This is a genomic window from Coprobacter tertius (assembly GCF_024330105.1).
GTDB lineage: Bacteria > Bacteroidota > Bacteroidia > Bacteroidales > Coprobacteraceae > Coprobacter > Coprobacter tertius.
In genome coordinates, this window is sequence record NZ_JANDHW010000012.1 from 35,129 (window position 1) to 56,728 (window position 21,600).

General features: G+C 35.5%; 20 protein-coding genes. 8 read left to right on the top strand and 12 right to left on the bottom strand.

Features of this window, described 5'->3' with window-relative positions; all coding sequences use genetic code 11:
- Nucleotides 1–690 carry a hemerythrin domain-containing protein gene (locus NMU02_RS11115; protein WP_255027973.1) on the bottom strand — a complete coding sequence of 230 codons (690 nt, stop codon included), beginning with the start codon at nucleotides 688–690 and terminating at the stop codon, nucleotides 1–3.
- A 316-nt stretch (nucleotides 691–1,006) separates the two neighbouring features.
- Here NMU02_RS11115 and NMU02_RS11120 point away from each other — a divergent pair, with 316 nt between their 5' ends.
- Nucleotides 1,007–2,560, top strand: a complete 1,554-nt coding sequence (locus NMU02_RS11120) for a sulfatase family protein (protein WP_255027975.1) — start codon at nucleotides 1,007–1,009, stop codon at nucleotides 2,558–2,560.
- Nucleotides 2,561–2,618: 58 nt separating this feature from the next.
- Here the strand turns inward: NMU02_RS11120 and NMU02_RS11125 are convergent, their stop codons facing one another.
- Nucleotides 2,619–3,083: a CYTH domain-containing protein gene (locus tag NMU02_RS11125; protein WP_255027976.1), complete on the bottom strand. Its 465-nt coding sequence runs from the start codon at nucleotides 3,081–3,083 to the stop codon at nucleotides 2,619–2,621.
- 168 nt (nucleotides 3,084–3,251) lie between these two features.
- Here NMU02_RS11125 and NMU02_RS11130 point away from each other — a divergent pair, with 168 nt between their 5' ends.
- Entirely contained in the window at nucleotides 3,252–5,792 is a 2,541-nt protein-coding gene (locus NMU02_RS11130) for a DUF5686 and carboxypeptidase-like regulatory domain-containing protein (protein ID WP_255027977.1), read from the top strand.
- An 87-nt stretch (nucleotides 5,793–5,879) separates the two neighbouring features.
- Here NMU02_RS11130 and NMU02_RS11135 read toward each other — a convergent pair whose 3' ends face one another.
- Nucleotides 5,880–6,530: a SagB/ThcOx family dehydrogenase gene (locus NMU02_RS11135; protein ID WP_255027978.1), complete on the bottom strand. Its 651-nt coding sequence runs from the start codon at nucleotides 6,528–6,530 to the stop codon at nucleotides 5,880–5,882.
- Between the two features lie 181 nt (nucleotides 6,531–6,711).
- Here NMU02_RS11135 and NMU02_RS11140 point away from each other — a divergent pair, with 181 nt between their 5' ends.
- The 3 genes from NMU02_RS11140 to NMU02_RS11150 all read left to right on the top strand — a co-directional run bounded on the left by NMU02_RS11140 (nucleotide 6,712) and on the right by NMU02_RS11150 (nucleotide 9,390).
- On the top strand, nucleotides 6,712–7,500 hold the full coding sequence (locus NMU02_RS11140) for a UDP-2,3-diacylglucosamine diphosphatase (protein ID WP_255027980.1): 789 nt from the start codon (nucleotides 6,712–6,714) through the stop codon (nucleotides 7,498–7,500).
- Nucleotides 7,501–7,560: 60 nt separating this feature from the next.
- A complete protein-coding gene (locus tag NMU02_RS11145; protein ID WP_255027982.1) occupies nucleotides 7,561–8,679 on the top strand; it encodes a glycosyltransferase family protein in 1,119 nt (372 codons plus the stop codon).
- Between the two features lie 153 nt (nucleotides 8,680–8,832).
- On the top strand, nucleotides 8,833–9,390 hold the full coding sequence (locus NMU02_RS11150) for an STM3941 family protein (RefSeq protein ID WP_255027984.1): 558 nt from the start codon (nucleotides 8,833–8,835) through the stop codon (nucleotides 9,388–9,390).
- A 109-nt stretch (nucleotides 9,391–9,499) separates the two neighbouring features.
- Here the strand turns inward: NMU02_RS11150 and NMU02_RS11155 are convergent, their stop codons facing one another.
- The 5 genes from NMU02_RS11155 to NMU02_RS11175 all read right to left on the bottom strand — a co-directional run bounded on the left by NMU02_RS11155 (nucleotide 9,500) and on the right by NMU02_RS11175 (nucleotide 16,172).
- Nucleotides 9,500–12,079 carry a retropepsin-like aspartic protease gene (locus tag NMU02_RS11155; protein WP_255027986.1) on the bottom strand — a complete coding sequence of 860 codons (2,580 nt, stop codon included), beginning with the start codon at nucleotides 12,077–12,079 and terminating at the stop codon, nucleotides 9,500–9,502.
- A gap of 192 nt (nucleotides 12,080–12,271) precedes the next feature.
- On the bottom strand, nucleotides 12,272–12,880 hold the full coding sequence (locus NMU02_RS11160) for a hypothetical protein (RefSeq protein ID WP_255027988.1): 609 nt from the start codon (nucleotides 12,878–12,880) through the stop codon (nucleotides 12,272–12,274).
- 2 nt (nucleotides 12,881–12,882) lie between these two features.
- Complete coding sequence (locus tag NMU02_RS11165; protein WP_255027989.1) at nucleotides 12,883–14,025, bottom strand: BF3164 family lipoprotein; 1,143 nt, start codon at nucleotides 14,023–14,025, stop codon at nucleotides 12,883–12,885.
- 71 nt (nucleotides 14,026–14,096) lie between these two features.
- Nucleotides 14,097–14,417 carry a hypothetical protein gene (locus NMU02_RS11170; protein WP_255027990.1) on the bottom strand — a complete coding sequence of 107 codons (321 nt, stop codon included), beginning with the start codon at nucleotides 14,415–14,417 and terminating at the stop codon, nucleotides 14,097–14,099.
- A 291-nt stretch (nucleotides 14,418–14,708) separates the two neighbouring features.
- The gene (locus NMU02_RS11175; protein WP_255027991.1) at nucleotides 14,709–16,172 is read right to left on the bottom strand and encodes a glycosyltransferase family protein; all 1,464 of its coding nucleotides are present in this window, start codon (nucleotides 16,170–16,172) and stop codon (nucleotides 14,709–14,711) included.
- Between the two features lie 317 nt (nucleotides 16,173–16,489).
- Between NMU02_RS11175 and NMU02_RS11180 the strand changes: the two genes are divergently transcribed.
- The 3 genes from NMU02_RS11180 to NMU02_RS11190 all read left to right on the top strand — a co-directional run bounded on the left by NMU02_RS11180 (nucleotide 16,490) and on the right by NMU02_RS11190 (nucleotide 18,725).
- Nucleotides 16,490–16,933: a hypothetical protein gene (locus NMU02_RS11180; RefSeq protein WP_255027993.1), complete on the top strand. Its 444-nt coding sequence runs from the start codon at nucleotides 16,490–16,492 to the stop codon at nucleotides 16,931–16,933.
- Between the two features lie 122 nt (nucleotides 16,934–17,055).
- The gene (locus NMU02_RS11185) at nucleotides 17,056–17,499 is read left to right on the top strand and encodes a LapA family protein (RefSeq protein WP_255027995.1); all 444 of its coding nucleotides are present in this window, start codon (nucleotides 17,056–17,058) and stop codon (nucleotides 17,497–17,499) included.
- A gap of 11 nt (nucleotides 17,500–17,510) precedes the next feature.
- Nucleotides 17,511–18,725: a sodium ion-translocating decarboxylase subunit beta gene (locus NMU02_RS11190; protein ID WP_255027996.1), complete on the top strand. Its 1,215-nt coding sequence runs from the start codon at nucleotides 17,511–17,513 to the stop codon at nucleotides 18,723–18,725.
- Nucleotides 18,726–18,910: 185 nt separating this feature from the next.
- On the opposite strand, the gene NMU02_RS11195 is transcribed toward NMU02_RS11190, so the two are convergent.
- The 4 genes from NMU02_RS11195 to NMU02_RS11210 all read right to left on the bottom strand — a co-directional run bounded on the left by NMU02_RS11195 (nucleotide 18,911) and on the right by NMU02_RS11210 (nucleotide 21,593).
- The gene (locus tag NMU02_RS11195; RefSeq protein ID WP_255027997.1) at nucleotides 18,911–19,288 is read right to left on the bottom strand and encodes a DUF2023 family protein; all 378 of its coding nucleotides are present in this window, start codon (nucleotides 19,286–19,288) and stop codon (nucleotides 18,911–18,913) included.
- Entirely contained in the window at nucleotides 19,285–19,791 is a 507-nt protein-coding gene (locus tag NMU02_RS11200) for a flavodoxin (protein ID WP_255027998.1), read from the bottom strand. The genes NMU02_RS11195 and NMU02_RS11200 overlap by 4 nt, the downstream gene beginning before the upstream one ends.
- Before the next feature lie 105 nt (nucleotides 19,792–19,896).
- The gene (locus NMU02_RS11205) at nucleotides 19,897–20,955 is read right to left on the bottom strand and encodes a class I fructose-bisphosphate aldolase (RefSeq protein ID WP_255027999.1); all 1,059 of its coding nucleotides are present in this window, start codon (nucleotides 20,953–20,955) and stop codon (nucleotides 19,897–19,899) included.
- A 149-nt stretch (nucleotides 20,956–21,104) separates the two neighbouring features.
- Nucleotides 21,105–21,593, bottom strand: coding sequence for a hypothetical protein (locus tag NMU02_RS11210; RefSeq protein WP_255028000.1), 489 nt, complete (start codon nucleotides 21,591–21,593; stop codon nucleotides 21,105–21,107).
- Nucleotides 21,594–21,600: the final 7 nt, after the last annotated feature.

A 21,600-nucleotide genomic window follows, 5' to 3' on the forward strand; every position in this document is an offset into this window, starting at 1 on the left:
TTATTTTTCTTTTTCTAATTCGGTAATAATAGGAACAAACAAATAATCTTCTACTTTACAGTGCGATTCGAGGTCTTTTTCACATGAAAATATGTCGAAAAGTACTTCATTTAGTAAGTTACAGCTTTCTTTAGCCGGATAATATTTTATAATGATATTCTTTAGTTCAGCCAGTTTCAGTCCTATTGGAGAGTGGCGTTTACTGAAAACGGCAATATTATAATTCGGCATTTTTTCACCGGCAAGTAATGTTTCTACATATTTAAATACGGTTTTATTTTCGTATTCCATATGTTTGTGTACTTCGTTAGCGTATTCGTCGAAAAAACGCATTATTAAGAAAGAAACGTCCTGTTCGGAATAATTTGTGGCTTCGATAAGTTTCTTACGTATCGAGGGTAATTTAAATTCAAGAAAATACTGGTGGGCATTTTGTAAATAGCTGATAAGCGAATGAAGCGATATTTTACCGAAACTGTTTTCCGGTACAAAATCATCTTCGCTCAAGAAATTAACGACTGCCAGAAAAGTTGCGGTATCCACCTTGTGCAACTCGCATACTTCTGCTACCGATTTGTCACCGAATCCTAAAGATATACCGAAGCGGCTTAACACAGATAATAAAGTATATTCTTCTTCTATAAGAAGACTCATTTTATCTTTCGGCCCGAATTTATGTATTTTTGTCATATTCAGAATTCCTCTTTTTGTTTGCTTCAAAGATAAGATAATCCTCTGGAAATCGAATATTCCGGCACGGAGAAAGAGCGAATGATCTCCGGCCGGATATTTCAAACATAATTAGAAGTATCTTATGACTTTAAAAACTTAACACGTACAAAGTAAAAAGGTTTTATAGTTATGTGCAATCACTATATTTAGGTATTTTATTATAACGGCAGTTTTCTGTTTGTTATTCGATTATCGAAAAAAGATGAATATTAGTTCTTTTTTTGTATATTTAGCCCTCTATTTCAATGTTAAACACAATAAATTAATCGCGATTATGAAATTATTATTTCCAGGTAATTTATTATCTTCTGTCGCTTTAGTAGCGCTTGCCGGTTGTGGAGGACATCTACAAGAAAAAAAATCGGCCATTCGGCCGAATGTGATTTTTATTTATGCTGATGATATTGGGTATGGCGATTTCAGCTGCAATGGTACTTCGTCGGTTAAAACACCCAATGTAGATCGTTTGGCCAGTGAAGGTATCCGGTTTACAAATGCTCATGCGTGTGCATCTACCAGTACTCCATCCCGTTATGCGATGCTTACCGGTGAATATGCGTGGCGTCGTAAGGGTACAGGTATAGCGAACGGAGATGCTGGCATGGTTATACCGCCGGAACGAATGACGATAGCTGATATGTTTAAACAGGCAGGATATGAAACTGCTGTAATCGGGAAATGGCATCTGGGTTTAGGGGATAGTGTAGGAACACAGGATTGGAATCATAAAATTACCCCCGGACCTGCAGATATCGGTTTCGATTATTCCTATATTATGGCGGCGACCGGCGACCGGGTACCTTGTGTATGGATAAAAAATCAGCAAGTAGAAAATCTCGATTTGAATGATCCTATCGAAGTTAGTTATAAGGTACCTTTTCCCGGAGAACCTACGTATACAACTCATCCCGAATTGGCGACTGTTATGCATCCCGATTTCGGACATGACCAGTCTGTGATAAGCGGTATACCCCGTATTGGTTATATGAAAGGAGGCCACTCGGCTCGGTGGAAAGATGCAAATATAGGAGATACAATTACTATAAATGCACTACGTTTTATCGAAAAATATAAAGACGGTCCTTTTTTCTTATATTTAGGGACTAACGATATACACGTACCTCGGGTACCGCATCCTCGATTTACGGGAAAAAGCGGATTAGGACCGCGTGGTGACGCTATTCTCGAGTTCGATTATACGGTTGGAAAAGTTATCGGATTGCTCGACAGTTTGGGGATAGCAGAGAATACATTGATTTTTCTTTCGAGTGATAACGGGCCCGTCGTAAATGACGGATATGCCGATCTGGCGTGGCAAATGCTTGGTGATCATAAACCTTGGGGAAAATACAGGGGAGGAAAATACAGTTCGTTCGAAGCCGGTACACGGATACCCTGTGTCGTTCGTTGGCCGGGTAAAGTTAAGCCGCAAGTAAGTGATGCATTGGTGTCGCAAATCGATTGGTTTGCTTCTCTTGCTAAACTTATCGGTGTAAATTTAGCTGATACGGTAGCACCAGACAGCCGCGACCAGTTAGAGGTATGGCTCGGGAAGTCGTCGAAAGGGAGAGATTATGTTATAGAGCAATCTTTAAATAATAATTTGTCGGTGTTAACCTCCGAAGGATGGAAATATATACAGCCGAATTCAGGGGCGGCGATAGATTATTATACAAAAATAGAGCTGGCTAATAATCCGTTACCACAGTTATATGATACAAAAAATGATCCGGGAGAAAAGAAAAACCTTGCGGTTTCTGAAAAATCCAGGTTAATAAAGTTGAAAAAAATACTTAATGATGAAGAAATGAAAGGAAAAGATCAGTAATGCAGTAATAAATGAGAAAAAGGGGTTGGGAAGAAGCATATGGGTTGCGCCCCTTTTTTCACCACTTATTATATGGGTTCTTTACTAAGTTGGAATTATAATAACGTTTATCACCGGTGACTTCTTCCCCTATCCACTGAGGTTTAAAAAATGCATAATCTTCTGAGGGTAATTCTATTTCTGCTATGAAAAGACCTTTATTGTCTCCTAAAAATTCATCTATTTCCCATACCAGATTTTCTTGTGGGTAAAAATATCTGATTTTTTCGATTAAGGGTTTGTGACAAAGGCTATCAAGCATTTGATGGGCATCATCGACAGGAATTTCATATTCATATTCATTTCTGACAATACCCGAATTAGCCCCTTTTATAGTTATAAAAGCCTTTTCTCCCGCTATCCTTACTCTCACGACTCTTTCCGGGTCGGCAGAAAGATATCCTTGTTTAAAATATGTCTTTCGCGAACATCCCGGCCATTCACTTGTTTTTATTAAAAACTTTCGTTCAATTTCTTTAGCCATTAGTAACGTAAATGCGTTATTTTTCGTAAAGATAAGTTCTATTTCCGGTATAATAAATGGAATGGTGAAAAGGAGTGATTAAACTATGTTAAACATTAGATAGAAAACTTTTTTAATGTGTTTAGTTTTCATTTTTTGCCTAAATTTGCCCCTCGAAAATGAAAGGATATGAAGAAGCGGATACTTACTATTCTGTTTATTTTACTTGTAAGTACAATATTACCGGCAAGGATAGCTGCGCAGCAGGCAACTGTTGTGACGGGAATTGTTACCGATTCGCTGACCAAAGAACCGCTTTCTTTCGTTTCGGTATATCTTAAAGGTACACAATCGGGGACAAATACCGATTTAGACGGTAAATTTACACTGCGTTCTACGTCTAAAGCATCTTATGTCGTTTTTTCTACATTGGGTTACATCGAGCAGACAGTGAAGATAATTCCGGGACAAACCAATACGCTTAATATTGCGATGTCGCCCGCAGTTTATGAGCAAAAAGAGGTTGTAGTAAGGCCGGGTAAAGAAAAATACAAGAAAAAAGGAAATCCGGCAGTAGAATTCGTTAAAAAAGTTATCGATCATAAAGATGATAATGATCCGAAGAAAAAAGAATATTTCAGCTATGAGGAGTATGAGAAAATGACCATAGCGTTAAATGATTTTTCGGAGGAACAAAAAAAGAAATGGATATTTAAGAAGTTTCAGTTTATATTCGATTATGTAGATACATCGGAGGTATCGGGAAAACCTATTCTTACGGTATCTATAAAAGAAAAAATTGCGGATAATTATTATCGGAAAGACCCCAATACCCAAAAAAAACTGGTAACGGGAATAAAACGGGCCGGCATAGACGAAATGTTTAATCAGGAAAGTTTACAGCAGTTTTATGATGAGGTATTTAAAGAGATAAATATTTTCGATAATGATATCAATCTCATGCTGAATCGTTTTGTCAGTCCGTTATCACATATTGCGACTTCATTTTATAAATTTTATTTGCTCGATACTCTCGATGTGGGCGGTGAACGTTGTGTAGATCTTGGTTTCGTACCTTTTAATTCTGAATCGTTCGGGTTTACGGGGCATATGTATGTTACACTTGATTCTACCTATTTTATAAAAGAAATAAAGCTAAATGTTCCTAAAGACATCAATCTCAATTATGTAGAGAATATGACCATTAGTCAAGACTTTATTCGGACGAAAGATGGAACTCGTTTAAAAACGAAAGACGATATAATTGTCGAATTTAGAATTATGCCTCATACGCAAGGATTATATGCACGACGGTTGACTACATACGATAAGTTTTCTTTTGCACCGCCTCCGGATATGTCGATTTTTTCAAAAGAGGGGAATATTATTATAGAGGACGATGCAGAGATTAAGCCGGAGGCTTATTGGGCCGATAACCGGCATGTTCCTGTGAATAATAAAGAGAATGCGGTGGATAAATTGTTGGTTAAATTGCGATCGGTACCTGTGTTTTATTATTTAGAAAAAGTAATTAAGATACTTGTATCGGGGTATATTGAAACGGGACCTGATAGCAAATTCGATTTCGGACCTATGAATACTACCATTAGTGGTAATTCTGTCGAAGGGGCACGTTTTCGAGTGGGGGGGCTCACTACGGCTAACCTTAATCCGCATCTTTTTGCCAGGGGATATGTTGCTTATGGAACTAAAGACAAAAAATTCAAGTATAGCGGAGAATTAGAATATTCTTTCAATGAAAAAAAATATCATGCTCGGGAATTTCCTATACATTCGATAAAAGTTTCACATAGTTATGATATAAATGAGTTGGGACAACATTATCTTTATACAAACAAAGACAATATATTTATGTCTTTGAAACGCATGAGGGATACATCTGTCGTTTATCAGCGAAATACCGAGGTATCGTATTTAAGGGAACATCTTACCGGTTTTTCTTATGGGCTGAATTTACGATATAAAACGCAATATGCTACTCCATGGGTACCATTTATTCAGGGAAACGGTATACGTCTTAAAGACTATTCGATGGCTGAAGCCGAGATAAAGTTAAGGTATGCTCCTAATGAGAAATATTATCAGACCAAAAGTAATCGATTCCCGATAAGTAGGGATGCGCCTGTATTTACTTTAAGTCATACAGTGGGAATAAAAGGCATTTTAAAAAGTCGTTATAACATGAATTTTACGGAACTGGGCATTCAGAAACGTTTCTGGTTCTCGGCATTCGGATATACCGACGTAATTGTGAAAGCGGGTAAAGTATGGGACAAAGTACCCTATCCTTTATTGATTATACCCAATGCTAACTTATCGTATACGATACGAGAGGAATCATATGCTCTTATGAATCCGATGGAATTCCTTAATGATGAATTTGTTTCATGGGATATAACCTATTTTGCCAATGGAGCGTTACTTAACCGTATCCCGCTTATAAAATATCTGAAATGGCGGGAGGTAATTGCTTTCAGAGGATTGTATGGTAATCTTACGAAAAAGAATAATCCATTATATGATAATAAATTGTTCGTGTTTCCGAAAAGCACGCATTTAATGGATAAGATGCCCTATATGGAAGCCAGTGCCGGCCTCGATAATATATTTACAATCTTACGTATCGAGTATGTATGGCGGCTTACCTATCGTAATTTACCGCATATCGATAAGGGTGGGGTACGTATCGCGCTGCATTTTACTTTCTGATATTTCTTTTATATTTATATATAATAAAAACCGTTACAAGTATGTGCCTGTAACGGTTTTTTATTTTTTTAATTTTGCTAATGTGTCTTACTTATTTTTCGGGTATCCTATTGGATTATTTATCATAGGTTTCTGATTGTCGGATAAGTTCAGTATTTTTTTTAGTCCGGGAATATCCATTGTAATACGGGGTACTGTTGCCAGTCCGATACTGCTACAAAAAAGATTTATATTTTGGCTGACGATTCCGGCATCGAGTGATCCGGCCAATTGTGCGTGGTCATCGGGTATATTGCCGAATTTGGATAAGTCAGCGACCATGACGATACTCAATGGCGCTGTTTTTACAAAGTCCTGACCTCCGGCAACGAGATTTCGATGATCTCCTTTTGCGATCAGTTTCAAACTGTGCGATTGCGGCTGGTAAAGATAGGTACCCTCCGGAAAAACTACATATAAGTCTATTTCCTGCTTGTTCATGGCCGACGGTGCAGTGCGTTTTCCCGATTCGGGTCGATTTATTCCGTTAGCTGCCCATAATAAATCGGATAAATCTTGGTCATTGATCTTTCCGGGTGCATATTCCCGTAAAGATTCCCGATCGTTCATTGCTTTCAATACCGAGCTACCTCTCGATTTATCCGGTTTTACAAGATCGATCGTTTCTGGTGCGGCGCTGTGTAACGAGTTACACGATAACAGGATAAGTGAGAAGGCCAAAAATAATACTCGTCTCATAATAATATTTTTTTAGATGTAACATAAACAAAAATAAAAGATTTTATACTGAAACAGCTGCCGAGGCTGGAAATTTTAAATTATTTTTTCAATAACGATACATTGTCATCGTAATGTTATTCTGCTGTCATGATAAGGAAATATGTATCGGTTTCTTTTGTATAAATAAATGAAAGTTGTAATGTTAAGAAAGAAAGTTTCTACTGTTATTCTGTCTGATGTACATATCGGTTCGGAACATGCTAAAGTGAAAGAACTCATTGCATTTCTCAAAAATATAGATTGTGACAAACTGATTTTAAACGGAGATATCCTCGACGGATGGAAATTACAAAGGAATCCGTTCGGAAAATGGAAACGGGAATATACCGAACTGATAAAGGTTATTATGAAAATGATGGAAAATCATGACACGAAAGTAATTTATGTAAGAGGCAATCATGACAGCTTTCTTGATCGCATGTTACCTTTATCGTTTGCTTCGGTCACGTTGGTGAGTGATTATGTACATGTGTCTCATGGTCGCCGTTATTATGTAACCCATGGTGATATTTTCGACAATATTTGTTCGCGGATGATATGGCTTGCTAAATTAGGTGATTACGGATACTCGTTTCTATTATGGGTAAATAAGGTATTGAACAATTACCGGAAAAGAAATGGGAAACCTTATTATTCTTTTTCTCAGAATATAAAACACAAGGTAAAAACGGCGGTATCTTATATTTCGGATTTTGAGAAAGAACTTACTGGAATTGCCCGCAGTCGTCATTTCGATGGGGTGATTTGTGGACATATACACCAACCGGCAGATACCTGGTACGATAATATACATTATCTTAATTCGGGAGATTGGGTTGAATCTCTTAGCGCATTAATCGAACATGAAGACGGTACGTGGGAAATTTACAGGTATGAAGATTGTCTGTTAATGAATGCTACCGGTGAAATTTTTCCGGTAGCATCATAAATGATCACTATTAGAACTCTTGTAGTCTTCGATTGTTTATATAAGTATATACCGAAATATATGAAATTCTTATTTATTATACAAGGAGAAGGTAGGGGGCATTTTACTCAGGCTTTAGTGATGAAGGAGATGATCGGTCGCCATGGAGACGAAGTGGTGGCTTGTCTTGTTGGGAAAAGTCCGTCAAGGCAATTACCGGATTATTTCCTGACTAAAATGAATGTTCCGTTATTGCCTTTCGATAGCCCTAATTTTCTTCCGACGGCACAGAACAAACGCCCCGATCTACTGAAAAGTACCCTGTCTAACCTGATACACTTCCCTGGTTTTGTATCAAATATGATGTTTATACGTAAAAAGATTAAGGAATATAAACCTGATATTGTTATAAATTTTTATGAACTATTGGCAGGGCTTACTTATCTTTTATTCTCTCCTTCAGTACCGATGGTATGTATAGGACATCAGTATATGTTTTTGCATCATAAGTTCCGGTTTCCTCAAAAATCTGCGATAGCTTTATTTTCATTACGTTTTTTTACGAGGTTGACCAGCTTCGGTTCGGTTCGTAAACTGGCTCTTTCTTTTTATCCGATGGCGGATGATATTCGTCGGAGTATTTCTGTCGTTCCCCCATTACTCCGTTCCGACGTATTGAACCGGCAACCCGTTGCGGGAGAATATATACACGGATACGTTTTGAATAGTGGTTATATAGAAGATATAAAAAAATGGCAACAAAAGCATCCCGAAGAAAAGCTCGAGTTCTTTTGGGATAAAAAAGATGCGGAAGAAACCGTAAATATAACCCCCAATTTGACATTGCATCGTATAAACGATAAAAAGTTTCTATATTATATGGCTGGTTGTAAGGCTTATTCAACAACAGCAGGCTTCGAGTCGGTTTGTGAAGCGGTGTATATGCAAAAGCCTGTATTAATGGTTCCTGCCCATATAGAACAGGAATGTAACGCCTGGGATGCGATGAAAATTGGGGCAGGGGTAATATCTAATGATTTCGATCTGGATAAATTGTTGGCTATTATACCCGAATATACACCTAACACTGCATTTCGAAGATGGGTATCGCATGCTGAGTCATTGATTTACGCAGAATTTCGAGAAGTGTACGAAAACAGCAATTGCACTTGTGAAGCAAAAACTTCGTATCCCCTCTGATATTTTCAAACTTGGATGATTTTTTTTAATTTTTTCTTAATAATCAGATGCAGTATCTATGAAATAGATGGAATGTGATCAGATAAATTTTTAAAAATTTGTTTTAACATTACGATTATACTATATTTGGCAAAATTATCATTGCTTAATTATATGTATGACAAGATAGAAATTTATCATAGTATATTCAAAACTACAATATTATTCGTTGTTGCCCAGTTATTTACAGTTCCGGCAATTTATTTTTTATTTAATCCTGATCTCGATTTTAATAAGAAAATATTATTTTGGTCGGCTATTCTACTTTTTGGCGTTACCGCTTTATTTGTTTTGGGTATTGCAGTATATTACCGATGCCGTCGCATTCCTTATCTTATCATTTACGAAGACCGATTGGAAATTTATGTGCATTTAAAGCGAAAGTATAAGGTAATACCGTTTTCCGACGTAAAGAGTTTTCGGATAATTAAAATTGAGAGAACAAAACAAATCACGATCGATTTTAAACCCGATCTTATTCATAATAAGTACCAGAAGAATTCGAAAAGTAAATTGAAATCGGCTATTTTAGCATTTAATTATATCACTGTGGGAGCGTTCGAGACAATACCGGTCGATATGCTTACGATGAAAGGCAATGATATTTATCGTATTTTAAATGATCGCCTACAATTATTAAATCTCGATGAAAAGAAAAAATTAGCAGAATAATTATTTACTAATCTGAAAATTAAAGTTGCGGGATATAAATGAATTTCTGAAGCAATCGCGTCTTGATCGGATTTATAATCAGAGTAGATTGCTTCAGAAAGAGATAGATTTATTTTATCGTCAGAAACATTTTTCTAAAGTTAAGTGTAATTTCATTTTGGTTTTTTAATAAGTCCAAACTTAGGCTACCGTCATACTTCTCACCCAATGTTTCGTAATCGTATACTGTAATTTGCGGCGCGTTTAAGTCTTTATTTCCTATACGCATCTTAAGATTGTTCATAGAATAGATGTTAGTTTCAGGAAGAACAGATTTAATATTTTCAACATCTGCTTGAATTTTTTTTCCGGATTTTTCCACATAAGATCTGTTTTTATTATAATAAACAGGAGACAAGAAAGAATTCTCCTTACCGGTGTCGAATTTCATCAGATATCTTTTTCCATTAACAAATACCTCGGTTGCGGGTACCCCGAAACTGTTTGTTATGTTTATTCCGTTTTCTGGTAAATTTGTTTGACGTAATGGTATTATAACCATTTTTTCTTTTGGAAGTATCTGAATTTCTTCTAATAATTCCAACATCCTGTTTCCGAAAACGGCTTTTGTATTATTCTTTTCGTATCGGTCTTTATCCAACCCTATACGACATATGACATTATATGCCGTGATGTTTCCGATTTCGAGACTGTCGATAATTCCCAATTTCCCTTTTTCTTTGGTATTACTATCGATAAATATCGAATCGACGAGAATACGTAAGGGGAGTGTGGCGGCCATCGATCCGGATACGGCACATTGAAAATCGGCTTGCGTATCGATCAAGAAAGGAATCTCTTTGTCCTTTGTTTTGACAGGAATGTACAGAAGATTATTTGCGATATCGGTTTTTAAGATACAATCTTTATTCCCTTTTTTGATTATGGTAGGTTTTGCATTGCTTAATGCCGAAAAGATGCGGTAATCGTTTTCGATGGGTAAGAGTATGTTTTTACTGACTAAATTATATTCTTTTATCTGATCTATGGTTTGTTTAAGTATACCTGCAGCATCTTTATAATGATAAATGAGCGCTAATTCGTCGGCAATCTGAGAAATGGATTTGAAATAATTTGCGAAACCTATTCCCGTCTGGTAAGTGGATATCATGTATTTTAGCTTTTCTATAGCAGGTTCGTGCTTATTTAATGCACTCAGTAGTAGAGGTGAAATTATATCTTTAAGTACCGGTGGGATATTGTATTGTATTGAATCGAATTCTTTGTTTATGGTAATATAATCCCCTGAATTTATGAGTCGAGCTATTTTTTCTTCCTGTGAAGCAGTTGCCGATATAGCAGTATTATTCGTATCTTGTGTAACTTTGTTTTCTGTAGGTTCGGCAATAAAAAGAAAGCGGTCGAAGTCGATAATAATTCTCTTGCAATCGGATAATAGGTTTATTCCGATTCGGGCATCCGAAAAATTATTTCCCATTACTTCGTTATCGGTATAAACGATCGATTCACCTAAATCGATTATAGCATCGTTTATTTTTACAGGTACATCCGGAATAATATAAATCTCATTTAATTGGGCCGATCCTGCAATCCCTGTTTTTTGTCCCATGTCTCGTTGTCCTGTTAATCTTACACGATCTCTATTTTCGGTATAATATGAAGGGGACAGGTAAGATTCTGCACTTCCGGTATCGAAGTGGAATACAAAAGGCTTTTCGTTAGAAGATGCATATACGAAAGGTTGTCCGTTAATTACATAAAGATTCTTCTTTTGGGACAACCCGTCTGATCTGATTTGGGAGAATGTTATTTTTTTCTGTGGAGGAAATATCTGTATTTCTCCTAATTTATTTATCAGGTGACGTCCTAATACTGCGTTTACTGTCATGTGCAGATTATTTGCTTGGTTTGAAGGCTCTCCTGTTAACACATCGTTTAATGCGCCAACATTGACTACTACATTTTTTATTTTAATATTGCCGATTTCTATGCTATCGAGTAAACCTAATTTCATATAAGGAGATGACATGATAGAGAGTGTGGGTATAGAATCAGCTATTATTTTTACATTAAGTTTGCGTGCAAGAGATTCAGAAAGATACATTTGCACGTCTGCTCCTGTATCGAATATCAGATTTGCAGGAACGTTATTAAGCTTGGTATTTATAGTCATTAGTGATCCTAAATTTTCAAATTCAGATATTTGATAGGGAATAGTATAGCTTTCAGGTTTTATTATTTCGGTAGAGGGGATTTTACTTAATGCTTTATATTTATTATATTCCATTCTGAGCGCATCGTTATCGAATAAATTTTTATTCGAAAATCTTTTTAATGCAGCGAACGCTTTATCATATTGAAACAAATCTTCATATTTTCTGGCAAGATTTAAACTTAGAATATTTACGGTTTGTGCATCTATTTTTTCTTTATGAGATAGAAGCAATTTTTCGATACTTTTTGTCGCGTTCTCAGGAGTATTAGTGCACATGTCGTAATAAGCCTGTGCAAAATCGTAAACGTATTTATTTTTTATACCTTTTTTGAGTGAAGGGAAGTCTCGACATAAAGAGGCGTAATCTTTTTTTATGATATAATTACTGATGATTTCATCCGTATTTTGAGAATGTGTACTGGATGGAAGTATAAAAAAAATACTCAGTAAACTTAGGATATAAAAGGTCTTCATAATTTAAAAATTTAAATGATTGACTTATATCGTTTCTTACAAATAATTAATAGGTAGTTTTAATACGGATTAATAATTTTCAATACGAGATTTTATTCGGAGACTGTATTAAACAGTCATATCCGAATAAAATCTTATATAATAATAACATCGAAATTATGTTTTATGTTGTTTTATATATTCTATATAGTATTAAGAAAAATAATCAGAGATGATTTTTCTTAAATATCGTTTTGTATCCTCTGGTTTTTCTTTTTGAGGAATATAAGCCGAGTTTATTCGTGCTTTTTCTTTTTCGACAATAAAGAAAAATGGTAGGGAACTTGAGAATATACCATCCGGTTTTTTTTCAACTTCAAAACATTTGTATTTAATGTTATGATTCGTTTTGTATTGTTTTACAAACCTCTTATTTTCTGCGTCTATCAATACCGCTACATTCTCATAGCCGATAGAGTCGATTTGGCTGTTTAGATTATTAAAAGCATCTTCGAGACAGATATCACAATTAAATTCAGAGAAATAAAGTATCAATTTGCATCCATCGATCATTTCTTCGAAATTTACAGGATTGCCTTTCTCATCTGAAACTTTTAGTTGTCCTGCTAAAGATTTTCCATTTAAATTTATTTCCGCATCTCTGTATTCCTGAACCATAGATAAGTCTATTTTTTCGTTCAAGGTCTGATGGTTCAGTAATTGTAACTGGTTAACTTCAGATTTCTGATTATATATATAAAAACCGCTAAAAATAAGCAAGACGATAAATACTGCGATAATAACATTCGGATTGTATTTCATAATTAAAAATCTTTAAGTTTATATTTAATCAGTACCGGGTTATCATCTGATTTAAGAGATTCTGAGACTTGCTTGAATTTTTCTCTGTCAGCGATATCGCTTATTTTTGATAGATCGTTATTTTTTATAGTCTCCGGTTCGTAAACGCATATCATATTATTGCCATCGAAAAAGGTAGTATATAGGTACGTTTTCATTTCTCCCAAATTAGAATTTATAAAATAGGGGAACGTTTTACAACTATTATCTTTTTTGTTATAAATGACTGATATGAGTAAACCGTCATCGGCATAGCTGAAGAAAATATGGGTATTGGTTTGTTTTAAGTAATCGATTCCCCGTATAATGTTTTTGTTTTGTGGGTCCATCAGTTTTTCGATCGGTAAAGGAACGTCGTCATATCTTTCGGTAAAAGATAATTGGTATGCGGGGGTTAATTTATTGTCTTTAATTTGGAAAATTGTGTCACAGTATGAATATATAAATAAACAAGAATCTCCATTATCAGCCAATTGGCAAGATTTTCTGATAAGAGCATGGTCTCCGTTTAGTGGAGGAACTCGCCAGAGTCCGGTTACATCCTTATTTTTAATATCGTAAGAAGCGATTTGTGAATTTTTTTTATTCCAACCAGTCCAGTTTGTTGCCAGATATATTTTCCCATTCATAAGTGTAATATCGTTTCCTGTCGCTCTTTCCCAGGTGCTTGCCCGATCTATCATTTTTAAATCTGGTCCATAGCAAATTAAAGATCGGCTACTGGCATCCGATATCCAGATGCTATCGTTATCGACAGCAAATGCGTCGAGATTACTGTATTCGTCAGGACCTTCTCCTTTTTTTAAAATTTTAGAAATAAATTTACCATCCGAATCGAATAGAAATAACGAATTACCTTGCCGGTCGAGAATGTAATATATCCCGTTTTTATATAAAATTTTATCCGCTTCGTTAACCAAACATTCATCTTTGGTTTCTAAAGGAATGATTTCCCATTGTTTTTCAATATTATTGGCGATATCTAAAGCTATGCCGGTTTCTGAAGGATTTACATTTATCTTTGTCAAATCACTTTCTATTTTCTTTTCCGAAGAACAAGCATAGCAGATAATAAAAACAAGAGCAAATAGTTTTATAAGTTTCATATATTATATTTTTATTGTACGCGGGAAGAAATATATAACTTCCCGCGTAACTTAATTAATATCAGATCCGTTTAAAATTTTATTTTACAAGAAAGTCCGACGTAGGGTACACATGCTTTCGGAAATAATTTTGTTGTGACTTGTCCGCCGATAGTGACATTTCTGTATTCATATTCGAGTTTGAAATCTAATTTTAATTCACCACCGGTAACGCTTCCGCCAATTATTCCAGACCAGTCTCCCCAATTAATTGTGGTACTGCCTGAGTTTGGAATAGTCGTTCCACCCGGATATCCCGGAACGGTAGTACCTCCACTATCGTTACCAGAGTTGTTTGACTGGGCGAGAACCTCTGTTTGAAGCTTGTTATCCAGCACTCCATAATCGTTCATTGCATGTCTGAAATTTAAGGCTAAAGTGATTAATATAGTAGATACTCCAAGTACTATTAATTTTATATTTTTCATGTTGTTTTTAATTTTAAATGTTTATTTTACATAGTTTTTTATTGTTTTATGTCGTTTGTTTTTTTATCCCCTCCTTTTGGAAGGGATAGTCGGTATTGATATACTTCTAAAAAATAGAGTCTATACATGGTATAATCGATTTAAGGTTTAAGATTTAATAGTTAATGAAGGTATAGTCGAATAATATTGGCATAAGTGATTTGTTTTTTATTTAAGTTATAATGTGATTTTCTTTTTATTCTTTTTCGAATAGAGTAAAAGAGCTGTATTCGAATTATATACTTTATAGAAAGGATTCATTTTTTCTATCCAGGGAGGAATACTCCGTTTTTCAATTGTATACCCTAATTTTTCGATCAGGTATCTTTCGGAAGCATCTTTTCTAAGAAGTATCAGATCATCATCTTTTAAGTCATTTCTTATTTTGTGATGTTGAGAATTATCTCTTAGTTCGATAGTTTTTATCATTTTATTATTATAAAAACGCATATTTAATCCTTTAATATTTAAATAAGAGTAAGGATTACTCCAGCCTTCTATAACAAAAAGATGAGTAGGTTTCGACGAGTAGTTATTTTGAATGTATTCCATCATGGCAACGTTTCCTGTCATTGGTGGCTTAAAGGCGAGCATAATGATACCTCCAATATTTATTATAAAAAAAATAATATAAATCGGATATACAATCAGTTGTTTTACTGAGGATGTTATCTCGGGAATAATTTTCTGGATGAATAAAATCATTATGAGAGGTAAAAAATTTATTAAAGGATATAGAAATCTTACCTCTTTGTGTGGTATAAAAATATGTACGAGAAGGAAGGGAAATATACACCAGAATAAAATGCTCTTGTATTCTTTTAATAAATAAAATAAAGAACATAAAATGATAATACCTATAACCGGCGTAGGTCTTGATATGATATGTACAATATAAAAGAACCAACGATGAGTCCCGAACTGGTCTGTGTCTGAAAATGCAGAATAAATATAGTTGTAAGGAACGAATACAGGTTTGTTATAATACCACGAATCGAGGCATGTACAAAGAATTACTACCGATAATCCCCCCAGTAAAATTGTGAGTATCTGTTTCATCGGTATTCTTTTTATAAAAATAAGCCAGCCCATCATTCCTGTGGCTGCAATAGCCATTTGAAACCTGAATTCGAAGCTAAGGCCTAATAATATTCCTATAAATAAGTATGATTTGAAAGTGGGTCTGGTTAAAGACCAAACCAGACCTGTTGCACAAAGAAACGATAGTCCCGATAATGTTTCGGAAGAAAATCGTACGTTTATTGCCGGAAGAAACCAAAGAAAGTAGGATAGGAAAATAAAAATATTTTTAAATCGTGGTTGAATGATTTTAGAAAAACAGCGGATAAAATAACCGATACATAGCAAAGAGCCGATCCCAGTAATAATTCTCATAATCATACTTTGGTCATAAGGATTGGTTATTCCTGCAACATCGCATAATTTTATTATAGCTAAAGCTATCATTGGTTGTAAAGAGGGCCTCAGGTTTGAATCGTATTCCCATGTAAGATCTGCAGCGGTATTCCATCCCGCTTTTAATCCTGCAAATTCTATAATCTGAAAATGCTCGTCGGGGTGATGATAACCGTTACTGTTGATGGCTGTAATAAGATATACTAATAAGGCTATTACAAACAAAAAATACTCATTTTTCAATCTTTTTTCAATCACTGAATATAACTTCTTTCTGGTAACAGTAAATTTAATATTAACTCAATGAATGTAAATAGGCTTTTTCAAATATAGTAAAGAATTTTAAAAATGAGAAAGAATTAAATTTATAATTTAATTTTATTATGATATTATATGTATAAATATGGTAATAATGGATAAAAATCAATTTTATTGAATATGTTGTTATAAAAGAGGTGATTGTTTTTTTATTGATTAGATGTATATACAGATAAATATTTTTAAAAGCATAAGGTTAATATAAGGATAAATGTTTTATTTTTATGCCGATATTTGTTATGTTTGTCACAACGATGTACAGGTCATTTACAGGTATAATTGCGATAATTCTCTTTGCTGTGATTTTTGTCGGTAATAGAGAAAACGATAAGCAGGATTTCGACGTTTTAAATTCTGTTTCTTCTTCTTATGCCGTATTATCGTCATCGGTAAATAATACTCTGTGTGATAGAAATTCGACAACTACTGTTTATCATGACAATAGAGAGTTTGGTGCTGAAATAGGAGATCTTGTATTATTCCAGTTGTCTCAGTTAGTTGGAGGAGGTTTTTACACTGTAGTAAAATCGGTTTCTCCTATACTCATCTTATCTTCTCAGAATAAGCCTCTTGTCGAGAAAAATTCCAGAAAGTGGTATTTGCACTATAGTTTTGTAAAGTCTTCACTATTATATTTTCTATATACTCTCGAAACAATAATTATTTAATAAATAGATTCTGTTAATGTCTGTATCGGTTTTTAGGAATAAAAATCGGTTACTGTTAATATGCAAGTATTCAATATGATATTTATTTATCTTAATATATAAATACTTAAAAATCAATTATCATGTTAAACTTATTAATGTCCACATTAGAGATGATGGGACTTACTTTTATTATCGGCTTTTTTGTTGCTGCCGTGATAAAAGGAATTGCGTCGTGGGCTGATTCCCTCGATTTTTACAATACGCATCAGGAAGAGTTGCTGAGATTGAAACGAGTACGTAAACTGCATCAGAAAGTAGCTCGGTTGCTCGAACATGAGGCAATTAAGAATTACCGGTATGGTGATAAACGGGTAGAGTTTAGCCGGGGTATTAATAAAGACCTATCAGAGGTACGTCCAGCCGGTTATTATCATGGTGTAAGCCATGGTCAATCGAAATTAGACCTGATCGATTATTATTATTCCGAAGATACTCAATTAATGTATCTGCGAAAACGAGAACAAATGATAAGATTACAGGAAAAACGGGATAATGAGAATAATTCTTCCGAAAATAAAAAATGATAGAAAACAGTATGGAAAATATAGATTTCTTTAATTTGTTTCAGGGTGTAGGTACTATGGCTGCGGGTGGTTGGGTATTAGCTTCAGCACGTATTTTTCTTATCGCCTTGGGAGGTTTGTTGGTGTATTTGGGTTGGAAGGGAATTTTGGAACCGATGGTAATGATACCGATGGGATTGGGCATGGTTGCCATAAACTGCGGAACTTTGTTTATGCCTGATGGCGGTTTGAGCAATTTATTTCTCGATCCTATGTTATCCGATACCGATGAATTGATGAATACGATGCAAATTGATTTCCTTCAGCCGGTTTATACTCTTACGTTCAGTAATGGACTTATTGCCTGTTTTGTTTTTATGGGAATAGGCACACTACTCGATGTAAGTTTTTTACTTCAGAAACCGTTTGCAAGCTTATTTTTAGCTTTGTGTGCCGAACTTGGTACTTTTCTTACATTACCTATCGCTTCTTTTTTTGGTCTCGACCTTAAAGAAAGCGCTTCGATTGCAATGGTAGGAGGTGCCGATGGCCCGATGGTATTATTTACGTCGCTGATGTTGGCAAAACATTTATTCGTACCCATAACTGTTGTCGCTTATTTATATCTCGGACTTACATACGGAGGTTATCCTTATCTTGTAAAACTTATGGTCCCTAAAAAGTTACGGGCTATAAAAATGGTACAGAAGAAACCGGCTAAAAATTATAATGCCAAAGTAAAACTGGCTTTTGCCGTTATATTGTGTGCCGTTCTCTGTTTCCTTTTCCCGGTCGCATCGCCTTTGTTCTTTTCTTTGTTTCTGGGAGTTGCAGTACGAGAGTCTGGGATGAAACATATTTATGATTTTGTGAGCGGCCCCTTGTTGTACGGTTCTACTTTTATGCTTGGTTTATTATTGGGTGTATTATGCGATGCTCATTTACTGCTCGATCCTAAAATACTGAAATTACTGGTATTGGGTATTACAGCGTTATTATTATCAGGCATCGGAGGTATATTGGGTGGCTATATTATGTATTTTATTAAAAAAGGGAATTATAATCCCGTTATTGGAATTGCGGCTGTAAGTTGTGTACCTACCACTGCCAAAGTAGCTCAGAAACTGGTTAGTAAAGATAATCCAGATTCTTTTATTTTGGGAGATGCTTTAGGCGCAAATATTTCAGGAGTCATTACTTCTGCGATTATTACCGGTATTTATATTACCATGATCCCTTATATGTAATTTTTAAGAAAGGATTAAAAAAAACTAAGAACCGGAAGTATGGCTGGCTTCCGGTTCGATAGTATCCAGATAATACTTGATTTTTTAGTATAACTGAATCAACCCCAATATAATTTAGAAGTATTTGTAACATAAAACGGTAAAATGGCCGGATATGGATAATCCGGTCATTTGATCTAAAAATATCAACCTATCAGCTCTTCCGACATTATTTTGTCTTTCCTACGGTTACAGAATCGTTCACACTGTAATGTAATATCATATCCGAGCATAATTCCCAGCATGAAATCTTCTTCGGGGGTAAGCCGGTTAAGCGGTTTATCGATAAAGGTTTGCAAAGCGTCGAGACAAGCCGGTTTTCCGAAAAAAAGGTTTACTTTGTCATCTCTTACTTCTTGTACGAGAAAATCGATCTCCTGTTGTCTTAACCGGTTGATAAATACTTTCGCGCAGGAACGGTTCATGGTACAAAGAATCAGATTTCTGATCCCCTTTTTAAATTCGTAGATATGATGCAGGAAAAGCTTCATATCCCGGAACCGGTCAAAGTCTTCTATACTCATTTGCTTTCGGCTTTAATAAGTTCGGTCCAACTTTTTATCCGAGTATCGGTCTTATCGCTTTCGTTTACTTCATCGATTGCAAGGCCGACAAATTCTCCATCTTTATTGATAAGAGAATCTGTGACATAATAATCTTCGGGTTTATACGATCCGATAAAAATGCAGCCTGAAGATTGCAGATCATCGTATAGAACTCTTAATGCATCACAGAAAGTGTCGGGATATGAGTCAGCATCACCACAACCGAAAAATCCTATTCTTTTCCCGGTGAGGTCTTTCTTTTTTAATTTCTCGATGAAGTCATACCAGTCATCCTGTAAATCACCGCTTCCCCAGGTAGAGGAGCCTAAAAGCAGGCAATCATAATTATCTACCGTGTTAACATCTGCATTTCCTACATCATGTATGTCTCTGGCAGATACACCGAGAACTTTGCCGATTCTGGAAGCAATATCTTTGGTAGTTCCCGTAGTGCTTCCATAAAATATACCTATTTTCTCCATTGTTATTTTGTTTTTTACAAAGTTATTTTCTCTGCCTGGTAAAAGAAATACCTATATATATGGATTTTATAACTATTCTATCACTATAAAAAAGTATAGTACCGACTAAGCGATTGTAATTTCCGGATTCAGATAAACATCTTGAATAGCATTCAGCAGTTCGACCCCTTCATTCATGGGCTTTTGAAAAGCTTTTCGTCCGCTGATAAGTCCCATACCTCCGGCTCGTTTGTTTACGATAGCAGTAATTACAGCGTCTTTGAGATCGGATATTCCGTTCGATTCACCTCCCGAGTTTATCAATCCCACGCGTCCCATATAACTATTGGCTATCTGATACCGACACATATCGATAGGATGATCTGTCGTCAGCGTATCGTACATACGTTTATCGGTTTTTCCGAACTTGATTGCTGTAAATCCGCCGTTATTTACAGGCAATTTTTGCTTTACGATATCGGCTTGTATTGTTGCTCCCAGATGATCTGCCTGTCCGGTAAGATCTGCTGCAGCATGATAATCTACCCCGTCTTTTTTAAAGTTTGAATTTCTCAGATAACACCAAAGTATTGTTGCCATTCCCAGTTCATGGGCATATTCGAAAGCTTCGGATACTTCGATAATTTGTCTTCGGCTTTCTTCCGAACCAAAATAAATAGTGGCTCCTACAGCTATAGCTCCCATATTCCAGGCTTCTTTTACGGTTCCGAACATGATTTGATTATAGGTATTCGGATAAGAGAGTAATTCGTTGTGATTGAGCTTAACGATAAAAGGAATTTTATGTGCATATTTTCTGGCGACCGAGCCTAATACTCCGAAAGTAGAAGCGACACCGTTGCAACCCCCTTCAATTGCGAGTTTGACGATATTTTCAGGATCGAAATACAGTGAATTTGGAGCAAAAGATGCACCGGCAGTGTGTTCGATACCCTGATCGACGGGCAAGATCGAAACATATCCGGTTCCGGCCAGTCGACCATGGTTTAATAAACGCTGCAGATTCGAAAGAGTCGGGATATTCCGATCGCTCGGTATCCAGATTTTATCTATAGTTTCGGGAGAGGGAATATGGATAAGACTCTTATCTATAGTTTTACAAATGTGCTCGAGGTAATATTGAGCCTCGTTGCCTAAAAGTTCGAGAATTTTGTTTGTGCTCATAATCATTTCGGTTTAATTATTCTTATAATACAGTTCAAATCGGCAGAATGTTCATGGTGGATTAATTGAATAGTTTTATATATAAAAACAAAAATTCCGGGAAACTACGTTGTGTCTTTTCCCGGAATTTAAAGATCGGTATCTCTTAATTACAAAGATTCTGTTACGATACGTATATCATCATGGTCTTTAAATGAAAACAAGAGCCATATTTGTCCGTTAGCCGTCTTTTCGATAGTCGTTTTTTGAGCGATCAGATAATCGGTTTCACCTCCGCTTTCTCGGATAGCTATATAACCTTCCGATAATGACCCTTGTTTTGAAAAGTCTCCTTTGGCGCTTGCCCTGAAAAAATCGGAATTGTTGTTGAGGTTCGAGAATTCGTAAGTCCGGGTCAAATTTTCACCGGTTTCGTTACCGGCGGCATCTCTACCTATTTCCATCGATGATATATCTCCGGTTTTGGCATTCATATATACCGTATTGCTTTTCCATCCTTCTATACGTGGTGTATTGTCATCGGTAAATACAGGAGGTTCTGTACCGTTATTCGAATTTTTGTTATCATTACACGATATTATTGTAAAAAGAAAAATCGGTACGACAAACAAAAATAATTTTACAAATGATTTCTTCATATATAAT